17 protein-coding genes and 1 other RNA gene are annotated in these 16,574 nt (G+C 62.9%); 13 read left to right on the top strand and 5 right to left on the bottom strand.

Features of this window, described 5'->3' with window-relative positions:
* The first annotated feature begins 234 nt into the window (after nucleotides 1-234).
* Nucleotides 235-993, top strand: coding sequence for a Nif3-like dinuclear metal center hexameric protein (locus BTW08_RS13855; protein ID WP_075563119.1), 759 nt, complete (start codon nucleotides 235-237; stop codon nucleotides 991-993).
* A gap of 176 nt (nucleotides 994-1,169) precedes the next feature.
* Here the strand turns inward: BTW08_RS13855 and BTW08_RS13860 are convergent, their stop codons facing one another.
* Nucleotides 1,170-1,622 carry a DUF1043 family protein gene (locus tag BTW08_RS13860; RefSeq protein WP_075563177.1) on the bottom strand — a complete coding sequence of 151 codons (453 nt, stop codon included), beginning with the start codon at nucleotides 1,620-1,622 and terminating at the stop codon, nucleotides 1,170-1,172.
* Nucleotides 1,623-1,809: 187 nt separating this feature from the next.
* Here BTW08_RS13860 and zapE point away from each other — a divergent pair, with 187 nt between their 5' ends.
* The 5 genes from zapE to BTW08_RS13885 all read left to right on the top strand — a co-directional run bounded on the left by zapE (nucleotide 1,810) and on the right by BTW08_RS13885 (nucleotide 5,346).
* On the top strand, nucleotides 1,810-2,991 hold the full coding sequence (gene zapE, locus BTW08_RS13865) for a cell division protein ZapE (protein WP_075563120.1): 1,182 nt from the start codon (nucleotides 1,810-1,812) through the stop codon (nucleotides 2,989-2,991).
* 203 nt (nucleotides 2,992-3,194) lie between these two features.
* Nucleotides 3,195-3,623, top strand: coding sequence for a 50S ribosomal protein L13 (gene rplM, locus BTW08_RS13870; protein WP_075563121.1), 429 nt, complete (start codon nucleotides 3,195-3,197; stop codon nucleotides 3,621-3,623).
* 12 nt (nucleotides 3,624-3,635) lie between these two features.
* Nucleotides 3,636-4,025: a 30S ribosomal protein S9 gene (rpsI, locus tag BTW08_RS13875; RefSeq protein ID WP_075563122.1), complete on the top strand. Its 390-nt coding sequence runs from the start codon at nucleotides 3,636-3,638 to the stop codon at nucleotides 4,023-4,025.
* A 165-nt stretch (nucleotides 4,026-4,190) separates the two neighbouring features.
* Nucleotides 4,191-4,817 (top strand): glutathione S-transferase N-terminal domain-containing protein, encoded by a 627-nt coding sequence (locus BTW08_RS13880; RefSeq protein ID WP_075563123.1) that lies wholly within the window; start codon nucleotides 4,191-4,193, stop codon nucleotides 4,815-4,817.
* 37 nt (nucleotides 4,818-4,854) lie between these two features.
* On the top strand, nucleotides 4,855-5,346 hold the full coding sequence (locus tag BTW08_RS13885; protein WP_075563124.1) for a ClpXP protease specificity-enhancing factor: 492 nt from the start codon (nucleotides 4,855-4,857) through the stop codon (nucleotides 5,344-5,346).
* Nucleotides 5,347-5,507: 161 nt separating this feature from the next.
* Here BTW08_RS13885 and BTW08_RS13890 read toward each other — a convergent pair whose 3' ends face one another.
* Genes BTW08_RS13890 through BTW08_RS13905 form a run of 4 tightly spaced genes read right to left on the bottom strand, consistent with a single transcriptional unit; the run spans nucleotide 5,508 to nucleotide 8,974 of the window.
* Entirely contained in the window at nucleotides 5,508-6,062 is a 555-nt protein-coding gene (locus tag BTW08_RS13890) for a BON domain-containing protein (RefSeq protein WP_075563125.1), read from the bottom strand.
* Nucleotides 6,063-6,068: 6 nt separating this feature from the next.
* Entirely contained in the window at nucleotides 6,069-6,662 is a 594-nt protein-coding gene (locus BTW08_RS13895) for a phosphoheptose isomerase (protein WP_075563126.1), read from the bottom strand.
* A gap of 22 nt (nucleotides 6,663-6,684) precedes the next feature.
* Nucleotides 6,685-7,065 (bottom strand): YraN family protein, encoded by a 381-nt coding sequence (locus BTW08_RS13900; protein WP_075563127.1) that lies wholly within the window; start codon nucleotides 7,063-7,065, stop codon nucleotides 6,685-6,687.
* On the bottom strand, nucleotides 7,055-8,974 hold the full coding sequence (locus BTW08_RS13905) for a penicillin-binding protein activator (RefSeq protein ID WP_075563128.1): 1,920 nt from the start codon (nucleotides 8,972-8,974) through the stop codon (nucleotides 7,055-7,057). The genes BTW08_RS13900 and BTW08_RS13905 overlap by 11 nt, the downstream gene beginning before the upstream one ends.
* A gap of 251 nt (nucleotides 8,975-9,225) precedes the next feature.
* Between BTW08_RS13905 and rsmI the strand changes: the two genes are divergently transcribed.
* The 7 genes from rsmI to murF all read left to right on the top strand — a co-directional run bounded on the left by rsmI (nucleotide 9,226) and on the right by murF (nucleotide 16,569).
* Complete coding sequence (rsmI, locus tag BTW08_RS13910; RefSeq protein ID WP_075563129.1) at nucleotides 9,226-10,080, top strand: 16S rRNA (cytidine(1402)-2'-O)-methyltransferase; 855 nt, start codon at nucleotides 9,226-9,228, stop codon at nucleotides 10,078-10,080.
* Nucleotides 10,081-10,217: 137 nt separating this feature from the next.
* Nucleotides 10,218-10,569: RNase P RNA component class A (gene rnpB, locus BTW08_RS13915), an RNA gene on the top strand.
* Nucleotides 10,570-10,600: 31 nt separating this feature from the next.
* Complete coding sequence (gene rsmH, locus BTW08_RS13920) at nucleotides 10,601-11,623, top strand: 16S rRNA (cytosine(1402)-N(4))-methyltransferase RsmH (RefSeq protein ID WP_075563178.1); 1,023 nt, start codon at nucleotides 10,601-10,603, stop codon at nucleotides 11,621-11,623.
* Nucleotides 11,624-11,631: 8 nt separating this feature from the next.
* Nucleotides 11,632-11,961 (top strand): cell division protein FtsL, encoded by a 330-nt coding sequence (gene ftsL, locus BTW08_RS13925; protein WP_075563130.1) that lies wholly within the window; start codon nucleotides 11,632-11,634, stop codon nucleotides 11,959-11,961.
* Nucleotides 11,958-13,688 (top strand): penicillin-binding protein 2, encoded by a 1,731-nt coding sequence (locus tag BTW08_RS13930; RefSeq protein ID WP_075563131.1) that lies wholly within the window; start codon nucleotides 11,958-11,960, stop codon nucleotides 13,686-13,688. The genes ftsL and BTW08_RS13930 overlap by 4 nt, the downstream gene beginning before the upstream one ends.
* The gene (locus BTW08_RS13935; RefSeq protein ID WP_075563132.1) at nucleotides 13,685-15,217 is read left to right on the top strand and encodes a UDP-N-acetylmuramoyl-L-alanyl-D-glutamate--2,6-diaminopimelate ligase; all 1,533 of its coding nucleotides are present in this window, start codon (nucleotides 13,685-13,687) and stop codon (nucleotides 15,215-15,217) included. The genes BTW08_RS13930 and BTW08_RS13935 overlap by 4 nt, the downstream gene beginning before the upstream one ends.
* Nucleotides 15,214-16,569, top strand: coding sequence for a UDP-N-acetylmuramoyl-tripeptide--D-alanyl-D-alanine ligase (gene murF, locus BTW08_RS13940; protein WP_075563133.1), 1,356 nt, complete (start codon nucleotides 15,214-15,216; stop codon nucleotides 16,567-16,569). The genes BTW08_RS13935 and murF overlap by 4 nt, the downstream gene beginning before the upstream one ends.
* The last annotated feature ends 5 nt before the right edge of the window (nucleotides 16,570-16,574 follow it).

Below are 16,574 nucleotides of genomic sequence, written 5' to 3' on the forward strand. Positions count from 1 at the left end.
AGCCGATGGCAATAAACGATGACGGTGCTTACATGGATGCGGCTCGCCGATACCAGGAGCGACTCGGCCAAACGGCGTCTCTTCGCTGGCAGCGTCGCATCCAGTCAAGGCCAGTCGCGTTGTCGTGTTATCGACAGCGGAACGCTAAGCTCGATGACAGCCACGCCGCCGAGGCGTGATGGCAAGACGTATCATAAGTGTAACATTCAACAATGCTTTTCGCTGGGAGGCAGTATGGTTTCACGGCAGGTGCTGCAGGCGGCTATCGATGCCGAATTGCGTGTCGACACCTTCAAGGACTACACGCTCAACGGGTTGCAGGTCGAGGGACGTCAATCGGTCGGGCGAATCGTGACCGGTGTGACTGCCTGTCAGGCGCTGCTGGACGAGGCGGTCGCCTGGAACGCCGATACCGTTCTGGTCCATCACGGCTATTTCTGGAAAAACGAGCCGGCCATCGTGACGGGCATGAAGCGGCGTCGCTTCGCGACCTTGCTGCAGAATGATCTCAATCTTCTGGCTTATCATCTGCCTCTGGATGCGCACGTCTCGCTGGGCAATAACGCATGTCTGGGGCGACGTCTCGGCTTTCGAGCCGAACGCTGCCTCGACGGTGAGCTGGGGCAGGGCCTGCTGTGGATGGGCGTGCCGGAAGCAGAGCTCGACAGCCAGGCGCTAGCCGAGCGTATCGAACAGCGGCTGGGGCGCGCGCCCACGTTGATCGAGGGCCACGCCGGTGTCATCCGAAGCGTGGCCTGGTGTACCGGCGGGGCGCAGGACATGTTGCCGCTGGCGGCGGAGGCGGGGGCCGATGCGTTCATCTCCGGGGAGATCTCCGAGCGCACCACGCACATGGCGAGAGAGCTCGGCATCACCTATCTGGCCGCCGGTCATCATGCCACCGAACGGGATGGCATCGAGGCGTTGGGGCAGTGGTTGGCCGAACGATTCGATATCGAGCAGCGATTCATCGATATCGACAACCCTGCCTGAGCGACCGCTGCCAGCCCGCCAGCCCGCCATTCCGGCGAATGGCGGGCTGGCAGCGGCGGGCTAGCGTCGGTCGAACGTCAGTGACGTCGATAGCGTCAGTGACGTCGATAGCGTCAGTGACGTCGATAGTGCCAGGAACGTCGATAACGCCGGTGGCAGGATTGATGCGAGGCGTATCAGTAGCGCGGGGGTTGAGGCGTGCCTTCCTGTTGCCCGGCGGTATGGCGTTGGCGAACGCCGTAATCCTCGGACAGCGTGCCGCCAGCACCGTCGGCGTAGTCGCGCGGCACTTCCGGCGCGTCGATCTCTTCGCTCTCCTCCTGTTGGCCGTGCAGGCGGCGCTTCAACTTCAAGTCGTCGACCAACTTGTCCGCGCCCTGAACGAGATGCAGTTCGAGGTCGTGGCTCTGACGCTGAATGCTGGCAGCCAGATCGGCTACCTTGGCGAAGTGGTCGTTCAACCCGTCCTTGACCTGGTTGAGCTCCAGCTCGGTCTCGGCCAGACGTTGCCGCACTTTCTGATTGCGGGCCACGTTGGCGTTCATCAGGTGATAACAAAGGGCGCCGATACCGATGCCCGCCAGGAAGCAGGCGATTGCCAGAATCCAGTCGATATTGCTTTCGTTCACAGTGCGCTCCTCGTCGTCGTGCCCGGCACGATCTGTCCTGTAGACCATTGCATGAGATCGATGCGGGGCCATTATATCGATCTGTCTGGCTGCCGGGTCAAACCTTGCTTGTGCTCGACCCCTGTCAAGACTTTCGTCGAAGCGTATAATCTCGCCACTTGTCCCGACGTGAGGTCACGATACTGCCATGAGTTCTCCCCAGTCTGCGACGTCCGATTCCAGCGCCATGACGCCGATGTCCCGCTATCGCGCCGACCTCGAGCGCGATGACTTCAGCTATGACGCCGCGCAGGAGAATGCGGTCAAGCATCTGCAACGTCTCTATGACGATCTCCAGCGCACACCGGCTCCCAAGCCCTCTTTCGCGGGACCGGGGGAGTCGAAGCTGTCCAAGATGGCGGGGCTGTTCGGCAAGCGCAAGTCATCGGAGCCGGAGGCAAGCGACAAGCCGCGAGTGATGGGACTTTACTTCTGGGGCGGCGTCGGGCGCGGCAAGACCTATCTGGTCGACGTGTTCTACGAGTCGTTGCCGTTCGATCGCAAGATGCGCACGCATTTCAACCGTTTCATGCAGCGGGTCCATCGCGAGCTCGAAATTCACAAAGGTGAAAAGAACCCGTTGACCCAGATCGCTGCCACCTTTGCCAGCGAGGCGCGTGTCATCTGTTTTGACGAGTTCTACGTCAAGGACATCACCGATGCGATGATTCTCGGCAATCTGATGGAGGCACTGTTCGCGCAGGGCGTGGTGCTGGTGACGACTTCCAATATCGTGCCGGACGAGCTCTACAAGGACGGTCTGCAGCGGGCCCGCTTCCTGCCGGCAATCGATCTGCTGAAGCGACACTGCGAGGTGGTCAACGTCGATTCCGGGGTGGATTATCGTCTGCGTACCCTCGAGCAGGTCGAGATATTCCATTCGCCGCTCGATGACGAGGCCGAGCAGCTGCTCGCGAAGAGCTTTCGCTCGGTGGCCGGCAACGCGGGGCGCGAGAACGCGGCACTGACGATCAATCATCGTGAATTGAAGGCGCGTCGCCTGCACGAGGGAGTCGTCTGGTTCGATTTCAAGATGATCTGTGACGGGCCGCGCAGCCAGAACGATTACATCGAGCTGTCGCGGGAATTCCACACCGTGCTGGTGTCGGGTGTGCCGCGCATGGGCGGAAGCAACGACGATCAGGCGCGCCGCTTCATTAGCATGGTTGACGAGTTCTACGACCGCGCGGTCAAGCTGCTGCTCTCTGCCGAGACCGAAGTCGAGTCGCTCTACACCGGGGGTAATCTCGGTTTCGAATTCGAACGCACGCTGTCACGCCTGCAGGAGATGCAGTCTCGCGACTACCTGGCGCTGGCGCACAAGCCTTGAAACGAGGGGCGGCGGTGTCGTGGCAAAATCAAGGCTCGATCTTCCGTCGCCCGATCGGCTCGTGTACAATATGCGCTCTTCGATCTGTTACCGCCTTGTCGGTGACCCTCGCGGGCACCATGAGACCGGTAACCCAAGAAAAATAGGGATGGCCGAGAAGCGTTTGCTTCGACGCCCAAATACGCTTATTTGGTGAAACACTCATGAAGACGTTCAGTGCCAAGTCGCATACCGTGGAGCGCGATTGGTATGTCGTTGATGCATCGGGCAAGACGCTCGGTCGTCTGGCGACAGAAATCGCACGCCGCCTGCGTGGCAAGCATAAGCCGGAATACACCCCGCACGTCGACACCGGCGATTACATCGTCGTCGTCAACGCCGAGAAGGTGCACGTGACCGGCAACAAGGCGCAAGCCAAGACTTATTATCGTCATACCGGTTATCCGGGCGGTCTGCGCACCATGTCGTTCGAGAAGCTGATCGATCATGCGCCGGAGCGTGTCATTGAAACCGCCGTCAAGGGCATGCTGCCCAAAGGGCCGCTGGGTCGTGCCATGCACGCCAAGCTCAAGGTGTATGCCGGTACCGAGCATCCGCACGCCGCGCAGCAGCCGCAAGAACTGAACATCTGAGGGTAATCCGTCATGGCACAACAGTATTACGGCACCGGGCGCCGCAAGACTTCCACCGCTCGTGTGTTTCTCAAGCCGGGCACCGGCAAGATCACCGTCAACGATCGTGAGCTGGGTGAGTTCTTTGGCCGCGTGACCGCACAGATGGTCGTGCGTCAGCCGCTGGAACTGACCGAGACCACTGGCCAGTTCGACGTCTACGTCACGGTCAAGGGCGGCGGTGGTTCCGCTCAGGCCGGCGCGATTCGTCACGGCATCACGCGCGCGCTGATGGTCTACAACGAAGAGTTGCGTCGTCCGCTGCGTGCGGCCGGTTACGTGACCCGCGATGCTCGCGAAGTCGAGCGTAAGAAAGTGGGTCTGCGCAAAGCTCGTCGTCGTCCGCAGTTCTCCAAGCGCTGATCCTGCGGGATCGCGTCTGCGCAAAACGCCCGACTTACTCAGTCGGGCGTTTTGCCGTTGGTACGATGCGTATGAGCATTTGTGCTTCCCATGGTCGCGGCGGGGACCCAGCCGGTTTGCCCGTCGTGTTACCATTGGCCATTGAATTAATGCGAGGAAAGTTTCATGGGTGTAGTGGCCAAGCGATCGTCGATGATCTTTTACTCCGGTAGTGATGATCATTTCAGCCATCGCGTCAGAATCGTGTTGGCAGAGAAGGGCGTGGCCGTCGATATCCTGGAAGTCTCAGCCGACGAGCACAACGCCGAACTGGCGGATCTCAATCCGTACAACAGCGTGCCCACGCTGCTGGATCGTGACCTGGTGCTGTACGAGTCCAAGGTCATGATGGAGTATCTCGACGAGCGTTTCCCGCACCCGCCGCTGTTACCGGTCTATCCGGTGGCGCGTGCGCAGAGTCGCCTGTGGATGCACCGCATCGAGCGTGAATGGTGCCCTCTGGTCGAACAGATTCAGCAGGGCTCCAAGAAGGACGCAGAGAAGGCCCGCAAGGAACTGCGCGAAAGCCTGACGGGAATCTCGCCGATCTTCGAAGACATGCCATTTTTCATGAGCGAAGAGTTCACGCTGGTGGATTGCTGCATTGCGCCGATTCTCTGGCGCTTGCCGGCACTGGGCGTGGAGCTGCCTGAAAAGCAGGTTGCGCCGCTGGTAAGCTATATGGAGCGCGTCTTCGCGCGTGACGCTTTCAAGGTGTCACTATCCGAATCCGAACGTGAAATGCGTAGCTGACACGGCCGTGTCCCAAGCTGCCCCGAGAGGAGATGACATGCTGACTAGCCGTCCCTATCTGGCGCGAGCCCTCTATGAGTGGTTGCTGGATAACGAGCAGACGCCCTACGTCGTGGTCGATGCGGGAAAACCCGACGTCAGGGTTCCGCAGCAGTTCGTGCAGAACGGTCAGATCGTTTTGAACATCGCACCTGCAGCGGTGCGGGACTTGTCCATCGACAACGCGGCGGTCACCTTCGGAGCGCGTTTCAGCGGTCAGCCGATGCAGGTCGTGGTGCCAATGGATGCGCTGATCGCCATCTACGCTCGCGAGAACGGTATCGGCATGGTTTTCGGCCAGGAGCCGGTCATGCCGAGTTTCGCCAGTGAAGAGGATGCGGCGCTGGAAGACGAAGGGCGACCTACGCTCGAGAGCGTCGAAAGTCGCACGGAGGAGGCGACCAAACCATCCGAATCCGTCGACGAAACGGATGAGGATTCGTCCAATCGTCCCGGAAAGGGAAAGCCGTCCCTGCGCATCGTCAAGTAGGCTCTGCGTTCGCCGACGTCGTGATGTCGTCGATGTTCGTGGCAAGTTGAAGCTTGAAAAAAGCCGCCGCCGAATCTGATTCGGCGGCGGCTTTCTCTTTCCGGTCCGGGTCCGGGCTTGGGCTCAGGCTCGGGCTCAGGTCCAGACTCAGACTCAGGCGATCAATTGAGGTATTCGAATACCTTGACGATGCGCTGTACCCCACCAACGCCGGAAGCGGCGCCGGTCGCCTCGGTGGCCTGCTGCTGGGTAACCAGGCCCATGAGGTAGACCGTTCCGTTTTCGGTAATCACCCGAATTAGGTTGGCGTCCAGGTCTTCGTTGGCGACGATATTGGCCTTGATGCGGCCGGTGATCCAGGTATCGGTCATGCGCTGGCTGACCGGCGTATTGGCCGATACGGTCAGCTCGTTGTGCACCTGGCGTACGCTGCGCACGTCGCGGGCGATCTCGGCGGCCCGCTGCTTGAGATCGTCGCTGGGAACCTGGCCGGTCAACAGCACGTTGCTGTTGTAGCTGTCGACATTGACATGCGCATCGCCATAGCGGGCGTCGGAGGCGTTGAGCGCATCGAATATCTTGCCCTGGATGTTGCTGTCTTCGACTTTGGCGCCGGGCGTGCGTTCGGCGTAGTTCTCTTCCTGACTACCGGTGGCGCATCCGCCGAGTGTCAGCAAGCCAATCAAACAGGAGGAAACGATCAGGGTTCTTTTCATGGGGGCTCACTCGTTGCTGCCAAAAAGCTGTTGGTCGATCAGATCGCACAGACAGTGGATCACTAGAAGGTGGACTTCCTGAATGCGCGCGGTGGAAGTCGCGGGAACGCGAATTTCACAATCTTCCTGGCCAAGCAGGGAAGCCATGTCGCCGCCGTCGCGACCGCTCAGGGCAACCACGCTCATTTCGCGGTCGTGGGCAGCCTGGATGGCCTGAACCATGTTGGCCGAGTTGCCGCTGGTCGAAATGGCCAGGAGGATGTCGCCGGGTTGACCTAGAGCGCGGATTTGCTTGGAGAATACGTCGTTGTAGCTGTAGTCGTTGGCGATCGACGTCAGTGTCGAGGTGTCGGTCGTCAACGCCAGTGCCGGCAGGCTCGGGCGCTCGCGCTCGAAGCGATTGAGCAGCTCGGAGGAGAAGTGCTGGCTGTCGCCGGCGCTTCCGCCATTGCCGCAGGCAAGAATCTTGCCCTCGCTCACCAGACATTGAACCATCATCTGGCTAGCCACTTCGATGAACGGCGGTAACACCTCGCTGGCGTAGGTCTTGGTATCGATGCTTGAGTTGAACAGGTCGAGAATGCGTGCTTGAAAATCCATGAGTTGCCTATCGGGGCCTGGGTCAATATGCGTCGAAGGCGGATCGAATCCAGTCGAATTCGAGCGCGGGCAAGCTTCCGGTCACGCCAACGACGTCGAAGCGGCAGGGGCATGATAGCCCGTGTGCGTGAAGATAAAAACGCGCCGCCTTGATGATTCTTCGCTGCTTGGCCGGGGTGATCGTTTCGAGCGGGTTGCCGTAGTCGCTACGCCGACGATGTCGCACCTCGACGAAGACCAGATCATCGCCATGGTGCATGACCAGATCGATCTCGCCACCCTTGGCGTGCTGATTGCTCGCAACCAGCACCAGGCCATGGGTTTCGAGCCAGCGGGCGGCGGCCTGTTCGACCTGCTGCCCGAGTTGGCGGCGATTGATCGGTGTGGATCGATCAGTTGGCATCTGACGAGGGGGTGGACGGTGGGTTGGCGCCCGACGACTGGATGGTGCGATCTTCTTCGGCATCGAGCGCGGATCCGTTGAGGCTGCCGTTGGCCGAATCCGGCGAACGAGACAATGAGGCGCCTCGCTCGTCAGCGCGGACCCGATTCGATGTCGCGCGGCTCGGGACCGGCGTCAACAGCGGCTGGGGGCTGCCGGACTGGAACACGGCCCATGGCAGCGTGCGCTGGATGCGGCCGTCGTCGGCAGCCTGCAGCATGCCGGTGGCACCGAAGATCTGCGTATTGGGCAGGGCCTGGATCAGCGGCAGACGCCGGGCGAGTTCATAGGCGTCGACGCCCATGGCGTTGAGCTTGAGCAGCCCCGGATCATCCTGGCTGGACAGCTGCTGGTAGGTGGAGCCGAACGGCAGCGCATCGGCGCCCCCGGTGGCGGCATCCGGAATCATCCATGGGATATCGACGAACTGCACGCCATTCAGGTCGTGATCCGCGCGTGGCTGGGAGATCCCTTCATAAACGTGCGACGTAGCGTACACCGATAAATTGCCGGCGTAGTAGAAGTCCAGCGTGGGCGGCACCTGGCGGGCATAGCTGGGCAGCGCCAGAAGGAACAGCATGTCCATGCTCGAGGGGTCGCTGTTCAACAAGTTGCGCACTGCGGTAGCAACCGAGCCCGAGGGGTCGTAGCTGACCACCGAGGCGACGTCGCCACCTTCACGTTCCCAGCCTTTGCGGAACGCGGCCAGGACGCGGGAGCCCCAGTCGTTGTCCGGAACCATGATCCCGGCGCGTGAGTGACCGTCGAGATAGGCGCGATGCGCGACCTGACGCGCTTCGTCTTCCGCGGAAAGGCCGTACTGGAACAGTTTGGCGGCCTGGTTTTGAGCATGCTCGCCGTAATTCAGCGCCAGAGTGGGTAGCGGAACGCTGCTGCGAGTTTCCAGCGCACTGACCTTGCTCTTGTCGAGCGGCCCGATGACCGCTTGAGCGCCGGCCATGGTCGCCTGGGCATAGAGGGCATCGGTATCCTGCTCGCTGGAGTCGATAAAGGTCAGCTGCGGCGTGCGTTCTCCATGCGCCTCGGCGTCGCGAGCGCGCGCTTCCAGGCCTTGACGGATGGCCGAGGCCACATTGGCCAACGGACCGCTGCTCGGCAGGAACACCGCGATCTGGTTGATCTTGTTGTCCTCGACTTCGCGCAATGTCGTCAGATCCTTGGGCAGGCGCCGGTTGGCCGGGTGGTCCGGATAGCGGCTGCGCCATTGATCCAGGCGGTCGAACAAGTTGGAAATATCGCTGCTGCTGGTGCGATAGAGGCGGGCGAGATTCACCCAGCCCTGAGTGAGTGAGTCGTTACCCGTGGCGGCCAGCGCATCGAGCGCAGTCGGGCTGAGGGTCGATAGCGGCTTCCAGATTTCGTCGTTCAGCTCGTAAGGGGCATCTTCGCGTTGCAGACCGATCAACAGGCGGGCGGACGCTTCCGGTTCGCCGACCATGTTGAGGGCGATACCGCGCCGGTAACGCAGCGTCTGGCGATCGTCGCTGGAGAGGTTGCTGGTGCTGTCGAGGATGTCGGTGGCGCGAATCACGCTGTCGCCGTCCTCTTCGTTCAACGCGCTATCGGAGAGTACCAGGGCCCAGCGAATTCGCTGTGCGTCGTCGAGCTGGCCCTCATTGATCTGGCTGGCGATCTGGAGCGCCTGCGCCGTGTCGCCCTGGCGTGCTAGGATATCCGCCGCCTCGAGACGAGAGGCGGCAGCCTGCTGGCCGCTCTGGCTGTTGGCCTGATCGAGCAGTTCCTGAGCGCTTGGCCCACTGGTGCCTGGCATCATGTTCTGCCCGGCACAGCCAGCCAGCATCAGGAGTGCGATCAGTGGCAGAAGAAGTTGCCGCAGCGCATAACGCATAGTGTCTATCCCTTTACGTGTTGAGGGTCTTGCGCTGTCGATACCGGTCATCGCTGAGCCGGAGATCGAGAGCGGCAGCTCGAAGACTCGAGGCGCTGACCTGTTCCCGTTCCGTGGGCGGCTTCGGCATCTCGTTGGCCAATGCTGGCTGCCCGTCGCTGCCTCGCGGAGGCTTCCTTGTTGAACTGAAAATCGAGTCTGCCGCTGGCAGTCGTCGATGTCTGAATGCACGTCAATCCGGATGGTACCGAATGAGCGAGACAAAGGAAGGCGTATTGTACGTGGTCGCCACGCCGATTGGGAATCTCGAGGATATCAGCGCCAGGGCGGGCCGGCTTCTTTCGGAGGTCGACGCGATTGCGGCCGAGGATACCCGGCATACCCAGCGCCTGCTGCGTCATCTGGGAATCGAGCGTCCGCTGATTTCACTCCATGAACATAACGAAGCCGCTCGCGTGGAGCAGTTGCGCCGACGCCTGATCGAGGGGGAGTCGCTGGCGCTGGTGAGCGATGCCGGGACGCCTTTGATCTCCGACCCTGGCTTCGTGCTGGTTCGGGAGCTGCGCCGGGCGGGTTGCCGTGTGGTTCCGGTGCCCGGCCCCTGTGCGCTGATCGCCGCGTTGAGTGTGGCCGGGCTGCCGACGGATCGTTTTACTTTCGAGGGATTTCTTCCCGCCAAGTCGGGAGCGCGCCAGAAACAGCTGGCCGCCGGAGCGGCTCGCGCCGAGACGCGGGTGTTCTACGAGTCGCCGCACCGAATTCGCGATCTGCTCGCCGATCTTGCCGCGGTGGTCGGCGAGCGCAGGGTGGTGCTGGCGCGTGAGTTGACCAAGACCTTCGAGACATTGCTGGAGGGCTCCGCCACCGAGTTGCTGCAACGGATGGAAGAGGATCCGGATCAGGCGCGCGGGGAGTTCGTGGTGATGCTGGCCGGTGCGCCGGCCCGGGGCGAGACCGCCGACGATGCCGAGGGTGAGGCGCTGATTCGGGCGATGCTCGCCGAGGACGTCGGGGTCAAGAGCGCGGCCGCCGTGGCGGTGCGTCTGCTCGGTGGGCGACGCAAGCATTGGTATCAGCTGGCGTTGACGCTGAAATCCGACCCCTAGGTTTTGTCGAGTGGTTAGTCTCGCCGCGGAAAGTGTCGGCGTCGGGCGACGTTTTCATGCCAATCTTGGCGGCTTTCGTCGATCGCGACAATGCCGCCTTGAGAGGGCTCCGGGGGGCTGCTATTCTTGCGCGCTTGGGAGTTGGCCAGACAGTCGCCGCCGGCATTGCCGGGGGAGGAAAGTCCGGGCTCCATAGGGCGAGGTGCCAGGTAACGCCTGGGCGGCGCAAGCCGACGGCTAGTGCAGCAGAGAGTAGACCGCCTAAGCAGCGTATTCGCTGCCGGTAAGGGTGAAAGGGTGCGGTAAGAGCGCACCGCGCGCCTGGTAACAGTGCGTGGCAAGGTAAACCCCACCTGGAGCAAGACCAAATAGGGATCCGTTGGCGTGGCCCGCGCTGGATCCGGGTAGGTTGCTCGAGAAACGTGGCGACGCGTTTCCTAGATGAATGACTGTCTTAGACAGAACCCGGCTTATCGGCCGACTCCCTCTCCGATTTTTGCCGTTCGACACCGAGATCCGCATGCTGCACCGCGACAACGCTTCAGAGGCACCCTCAGGCGGTACGGCAGATCGCCCCGATTTTCGTCATACCAGCGTTCTGCTCGAGGGTGCCGTGGATGCCTTGGTGCAGTCTCCCTCGGGTGCCTATCTCGATGGGACTTTCGGTCGCGGCGGCCATTCCCGCGCGATTCTGTCGCGTCTCGACGGTCACGGCCGGCTGGTCGCGATCGACCGCGACCCTGCCGCGCTGGCCGTTGCCGCCGAGATCGACGACGCTCGATTGACGGTATGCCAGGGTGTCTTTGCCGAGCTGGACCGCCACGCGGCGGCGTGCGGCGTCCATGGCAGCCTGAGCGGTATTCTCCTCGATGTCGGCGTTTCCTCTCCCCAGCTAGACGATCCCGAGCGTGGGTTCAGCTTTCTGCGTGATGGCCCACTCGATATGCGCATGGACCCGACCTCGGGCATCGGTGCCGCCGAATGGATCGCGCGCACCGGCGACCAGGAGATGGCTCGCGTCTTCAAGACCTATGGCGAAGAGCGTTTCGCCAAACGCATCGCCCGCGCCATCGTCGCCGCGCGGCAAGAGGCGCCGGTCCAGCGTACCCACCAGCTCGCGGAGATCGTCAAGGCGGCCCACCCCGCCTGGGAGAAGGGCAAGCATCCGGCGACGCGGGTCTTCCAGGCGATCCGCATTCACCTGAACGATGAACTCGGGCAGCTGGAGCGGGCACTGGATGTGGCGCTCGACTCGCTGCAACCGGGAGGACGGCTGGTCGTCATCAGCTTTCATTCGCTGGAAGACCGGCTGGTCAAACGTTTTATCCGGGATCAGGCGCGTGGCGATACGCATCTGCCTCGCGGCATGCCGATCCGTGAAGACCAGCTTAACAAGCGTCTCAAGCCGGTGGGCAAGGCGATGCGTGCCAGCGACAGTGAAATCGATGCCAACCCGCGCTCGCGCAGTGCGGTGATGCGTATCGCAGAGAAGCTGGGACCTGCCGTCGAGAAGTCGAGACCGCCCGCCGAGAAGTCGAGTTAAGGAGCCCCATGGCCGTTCAAGGACGACACCGCCTACTGCAAACCGGTGACTGGCCATTCGCTCGGCGCCCGAGTGGTCGCGCGCTGCTGCTCGGCGCGGTACTCGTTGCGGTTCTGATCACGGCGGTTGCCGTCATCAGTACGTCTCACCTGACCCGCGTGCAGTACGCCAGATTGCAGAAACTGGAAAACCAGCGCGACTCTCTACAGACCGAGTGGGGGCGACTGTTGCTCGAGGAGAGCACCTGGTCATCGCCGGCACGGATCGAAGCGTTGGCGAGCAAGCGCCTGGACATGCGCGTGCCGAGCGTCGATGAAGTGAAGGTGATTCATCCATGAGTGCGACGCGTCGCAGGCCACCGGGTAGATCGCGTCGGCCGGAAGGTCCGCTGGCCGCGGGGCGTTACTGGTTCATGCTCTTCATCATTCTGGTGGCGCTCTCCGCATTGGCCGGTCGTATCGTCTATCTCCAGGTGATCGATCGCAGCTTTCTTCAGAATCAGGGCGACGCTCGCACCTTGCGGGTCGAGACCATCGGTGCCCACCGCGGCATGATCAGCGATCGCAACGGTGATCCACTGGCGATCTCCACCCCGGTAGTGACGCTGTGGGCCAACCCCAAGGAATTGCCTCAGGATCCCATCCAGCAGACCTTGCTGGCCAAGGCGCTGAAGATCGATCCCCAGCAGCTCGAAGAGCGGATCGAGCGCTATTCCGACCATGAGTTCATGTACCTGCGGCGGCAGTTGACGCCCGCCGCGGCCAAGCCCGTGCTCGATCTGCAGATGCCCGGGGTCTATTCGCGTGACGAGTACAAGCGCTATTACCCGGCGGGGGAAGTGGCGGCCCAGGTCGTGGGCGTGACCAATGTCGACGACAAGGGCCAGGAAGGGCTCGAACTCGCCTACAACCGTTATCTGACCGGTCAGCCGGGCAAGCGTCGCGTGCTCAAGGATCGCAAGGGGCATCTGGTTCGCGATCTCCATTTGATCGAAGAGGCCAAGCCGGGCGGCGATCTCACACTGTCGATCGATCTGCGTCTGCAGTACATGGCCTACCGGGAGCTGGCCGCGGGAATCCGCGAGAACGACGCCGATGGCGGCTCGCTGGTGATGCTCGATGCGCGTACCGGCGAGGTGCTGGCGATGGCCAATCTGCCCTCCTACAACCCCAACAATCGCGGTGATGTCGACGTTCGCGGGCTGCGCAACCAGGCGGTCACCGACGCCATCGAACCCGGCTCGGTGATGAAACCGCTGGCGATGTCGGCAGCGCTGGCTACCGACAAGTACACCCCGGATACCATCGTCGACACCACGCCGGGCTGGATGGTGGTGGACGGCTATACCATCAGCGATTTCCGCAATTACGGCAAACTCGATCCTGCGGGAATTCTGTTCCACTCCTCCAACGTCGGCATGTCGCATATCGCGCTGTCGCTACCCCAGGACACCATCTGGAATCGTTATCGCGAACTGGGGCTGGGCCAGTCACCCGGAACCGGTTTCCCCGGGGAAAACAGTGGCAGTCTGCCGTCGCTGACCAATCTGCCGCGCAGCGTTCAGGCCGCCATGGCCTACGGTTACGGCATCGCCGTCACACCGCTGCAGCTGGCGAGCGCCTATACGGCCATCGCCAACGATGGCAAGCGACTGTCGCCGTCGCTGCTCAAGCTCGACGGTAGCCCCGAGAGCCAGCAGGTGATCTCGCCGACGATCGCTCATCAACTGCTCGGCATGATGGAAAAAATCGTGCAACCCAACGCCGGCGGCCACCTGGCGATGGTCCCGGGCTATCAGATTGCGGGCAAGACCGGCACCGTGCGCAAGGTCACGAGCTCCGGCTATCAGGAAAAGGAATATCGAGGCCTGTTCGCGGGTATCGCTCCGGCTTCCGATCCGCGAGTCGTCACCGTGGTGATGATCGACAACCCCAAGAAGGGTGACTATTACGGTGGCCTGGTTGCCGCGCCCGTGTTCAGCCGTGTGGTCGGCAGCGCCCTGCGCCTGCTCGATGTTCCGCCCGACGCCCCGTCCAAGGCGGAGAAACAGGAGGCGTCCCGATGAAAATCGACGCGACGCGGCTGGCGACAACGCTGGCCGAGCTGTGGCCGGATCTCGCCGTAGCGTCTCGCCTGACGACCTGGCTGCCGGCGACGACCGAACTGAGGCTCGTGCAGGATAGCCGCCAATTGCAACAGGGCGATCTGTTTCTGGCGGTGCCTGGCGTCAGTGTCGACGGGCGTCACTTCATTGAAACCGCGTTGCAGGCCGGTGCCGTCGGCGTTCTGTGTGAAGCGGATGGGCTGGATTCGACTTGGCTGGCGGACGATCGCGTTCTGGCGCTGCCTGGATTGACGCATCGTCTGGCCGCGATGGGTCGCGGGCTGTTTGCGGTGCCGGAGACGCTCAAGCTGATCGGTGTCACCGGCACCAATGGCAAGAGTTCCGTGACCCACTACATCGCCACGTTGCTGGAGGCGCTAGGCACGCCGGCCGGGGTGATCGGTACGCTGGGCTACGGCCGGCCGGACGCCATTCGTCCCGCGCTGCAGACGACGCCGGGGCCGTTGGCGCTGCAGCAGATGCTCGGCGAGATGGCGCGCGATGGCGTCGAGGCCGTGGCAATGGAGGTTTCGTCCCACGCGCTGACTCAGGAGCGGCTGGGCGATACGCGGGTCGACGCGGCGGTTTTCACCAATCTGAGCCGAGATCACCTCGATTATCATGGCAGCATGGCGGCCTACGCCGCGGCGAAGGCACGGCTGTTCAAGAGAGAGTCGCTTCAGCTTGCCGTGGTCAACGGCGATGATCCCCTGGCGCGGCTGATGCTGGCCGGTCTGTCGTCCGGTGTTCGAGTGCTGGCGACGGGCAATGGCGAAGCGACGACGCTGCGAGTCGTCGATTGCGAAGCGCTGCCCAACGGTCTCCGCGCGATCGTCGCTACCCCCGACAACGAAGGCGTGCTCGAGCTACCGCTGATGGGGCGCTTCAATCTCGACAATACGCTGCTGGCCATCACCACGCTCTATGGCTTGGGCTATCCGCTGGAATCCCTGTGGCAGGCCGCTGGCGAGCTTCGGCCGGTGCCGGGGCGCATGCAGCGTCTGCCACGCGAAGAAGGCGCGAAGGTGCCGGTGGTGGTGGTGGATTATGCCCACACGCCGGACGCGCTGGAGAACGCCCTGTCCGCCTTGCGCATGCATTTGCCCGCCGCGAACGGGGGCGAGCTGTGGTGCGTGTTCGGCTGTGGCGGCGATCGCGACAGTGGCAAACGTCCCCTGATGGCGGCGGCGGCCGAGAGGCTGGCAGACCGGGTCGTGGTGGCCGACGACAATCCGCGTAGCGAGGATCCGCAGTCGATTCGCGATCAGATCGTCGAGGGGCTGTCGGAGACGGCTCGCGTGCGCAGCTGGTCCATCGCCGGTCGTGGCCAGGCGATCGAGCGCGTCATCGCCGCCGCCGGTCCCGACGACATCGTGTTGATCGCCGGCAAGGGCCACGAGGACTATCAGGAAATTGCCGGGGTGCGTCACGACTTCAGCGACGTCGATGCCGCGGCGCTAGCCTGCCGGGCACGGGAGGCAGTTCAATGAACGGCAGACTCAGTACCATCGCCGCGCAGCTGGGTGCCACGCTGCGAGGGGCTGACGTCGAGTTCTCGCGGGTCGTTACCGACACCCGGGCGCTTTTGCCCGGTGACCTGCTGGTCGCGCTCGAAGGAGAGCGCTTCGATGCGCATGATTTTCTGTCCCAGGCGCGTGAAAAGGGCGCGGTGGGGGCGATCGTCTCCCGGCCGATCGACGATTCGCTAACACAGATCGAAGTGCCGGATACGCGGCTCGCGTTGGGGCTGCTGGCGCGGGCGCATCGGCTGGCCTGGGATGGTCAGCTGATCGCGGTGACCGGCAATAGCGGCAAGACGACGGTCAAGGAGATGCTGGCGTCGATCCTGCCGGCCCGCGCGCCGACGCTGGCCACACGGGGCAATCAGAACAACGACATCGGCGCGCCGCTGACCCTGCTCGAGCTTAGCGCGGAGCAGCGCTATGCGGCGATCGAGCTGGGGGCCAATCATCTGGGAGAAATCTCCTGGACGACGGCGCTGGCCAAACCGCAGGTCGCCATCATCACCAACGTCACCGGCGCGCATGTCGGGGAATTCGGCGGGCTGGGGCAGATCGCCCAGGCCAAGGGCGAGATTCTTGCCGGATTGCCGGTCGACGGCTGTGCCGTGCTCGACCGCGACGAGCGCTACTTCCCGGTGTGGCAGGCGCTGGCCGGACGCGCCCGGGTGATCGATTTCGGTATCGATACCGGCGCCAGCGTCGTCGCCGATGATCTGGTTTGTGACGCGGCCGGGCGTTATGCTTTCACGCTTCACCTGCCGGGCGAGACGCCGGTGCGGGTCACGCTGTCATTGATGGGCCGGCACAACGTGCGTAACGCACTGGCCGCCGCGGCCGCGACGCACGCCCTGGGATTCTGTGGCGCGGAAATCGCCGCCGGGCTCGAGGCCTGTCACAGCATGGCCGGACGGATGCAGGCGCTCGACGGCATTCGCGGCAGTCGGGTGATCGACGATAGCTACAATGCCAACCCCGGCGCGATGCGAGCGGCGCTCGAGGTACTGGCTTCGCTGCCATCGCCGCGCTGGTGTTTTCTCGGCGCGATGGGCGAAATGGGGGCTGACGCCGAGCGCCTGCATGCCGAGGTCGGGCGCGCAGCACGCGACCTCGGCATCGAGTTTCTGGGCACGTACGGCGAACCCGCACGTGCCGCCATCGAGGCCTTCGGTGACGAAGGCCGTCATTTCAATGACTGGGCAACGCTCGAGCGTTTTGCCCAGGATCAGCTTCCTTCCCGGGCCAGCGTGCTGGTCAAGGGTTCGCGTAGTGCCGGCATGGAACGACTCGTTGCCGCACTGCGTGACGATGCCTCAAGGTGAATCTG

The organism is Salinicola sp. MH3R3-1 (genome assembly GCF_001937155.1).
Classification (GTDB): Bacteria; Pseudomonadota; Gammaproteobacteria; order Pseudomonadales; family Halomonadaceae; genus Salinicola; species Salinicola halophyticus.

Bases quoted from the DNA above. Each gene is read 5' to 3' on its own strand.
- BTW08_RS13855 (WP_075563119.1), top strand. From the start codon at position 235: ATGGTTTCACGGCAGGTGCTGCAGGCGGCTATCGATGCCGAATTGCGT.
- zapE (WP_075563120.1), top strand. From the start codon at position 1,810: ATGAGTTCTCCCCAGTCTGCGACGTCCGATTCCAGCGCCATGACGCCG.
- BTW08_RS13890 (WP_075563125.1), bottom strand. From the start codon at position 6,062: ATGAAAAGAACCCTGATCGTTTCCTCCTGTTTGATTGGCTTGCTGACA.
- BTW08_RS13900 (WP_075563127.1), bottom strand. From the start codon at position 7,065: ATGCCAACTGATCGATCCACACCGATCAATCGCCGCCAACTCGGGCAG.
- BTW08_RS13895 (WP_075563126.1), bottom strand. From the start codon at position 6,662: ATGGATTTTCAAGCACGCATTCTCGACCTGTTCAACTCAAGCATCGAT.
- rplM (WP_075563121.1), top strand. From the start codon at position 3,195: ATGAAGACGTTCAGTGCCAAGTCGCATACCGTGGAGCGCGATTGGTAT.
- BTW08_RS13935 (WP_075563132.1), top strand. From the start codon at position 13,685: ATGAAAATCGACGCGACGCGGCTGGCGACAACGCTGGCCGAGCTGTGG.
- rsmI (WP_075563129.1), top strand. From the start codon at position 9,226: ATGAGCGAGACAAAGGAAGGCGTATTGTACGTGGTCGCCACGCCGATT.
- BTW08_RS13905 (WP_075563128.1), bottom strand. From the start codon at position 8,974: ATGCGTTATGCGCTGCGGCAACTTCTTCTGCCACTGATCGCACTCCTG.
- murF (WP_075563133.1), top strand. From the start codon at position 15,214: ATGAACGGCAGACTCAGTACCATCGCCGCGCAGCTGGGTGCCACGCTG.
- BTW08_RS13930 (WP_075563131.1), top strand. From the start codon at position 11,958: ATGAGTGCGACGCGTCGCAGGCCACCGGGTAGATCGCGTCGGCCGGAA.
- ftsL (WP_075563130.1), top strand. From the start codon at position 11,632: ATGGCCGTTCAAGGACGACACCGCCTACTGCAAACCGGTGACTGGCCA.
- rsmH (WP_075563178.1), top strand. From the start codon at position 10,601: ATGCTGCACCGCGACAACGCTTCAGAGGCACCCTCAGGCGGTACGGCA.
- rpsI (WP_075563122.1), top strand. From the start codon at position 3,636: ATGGCACAACAGTATTACGGCACCGGGCGCCGCAAGACTTCCACCGCT.
- BTW08_RS13880 (WP_075563123.1), top strand. From the start codon at position 4,191: ATGGGTGTAGTGGCCAAGCGATCGTCGATGATCTTTTACTCCGGTAGT.
- BTW08_RS13885 (WP_075563124.1), top strand. From the start codon at position 4,855: ATGCTGACTAGCCGTCCCTATCTGGCGCGAGCCCTCTATGAGTGGTTG.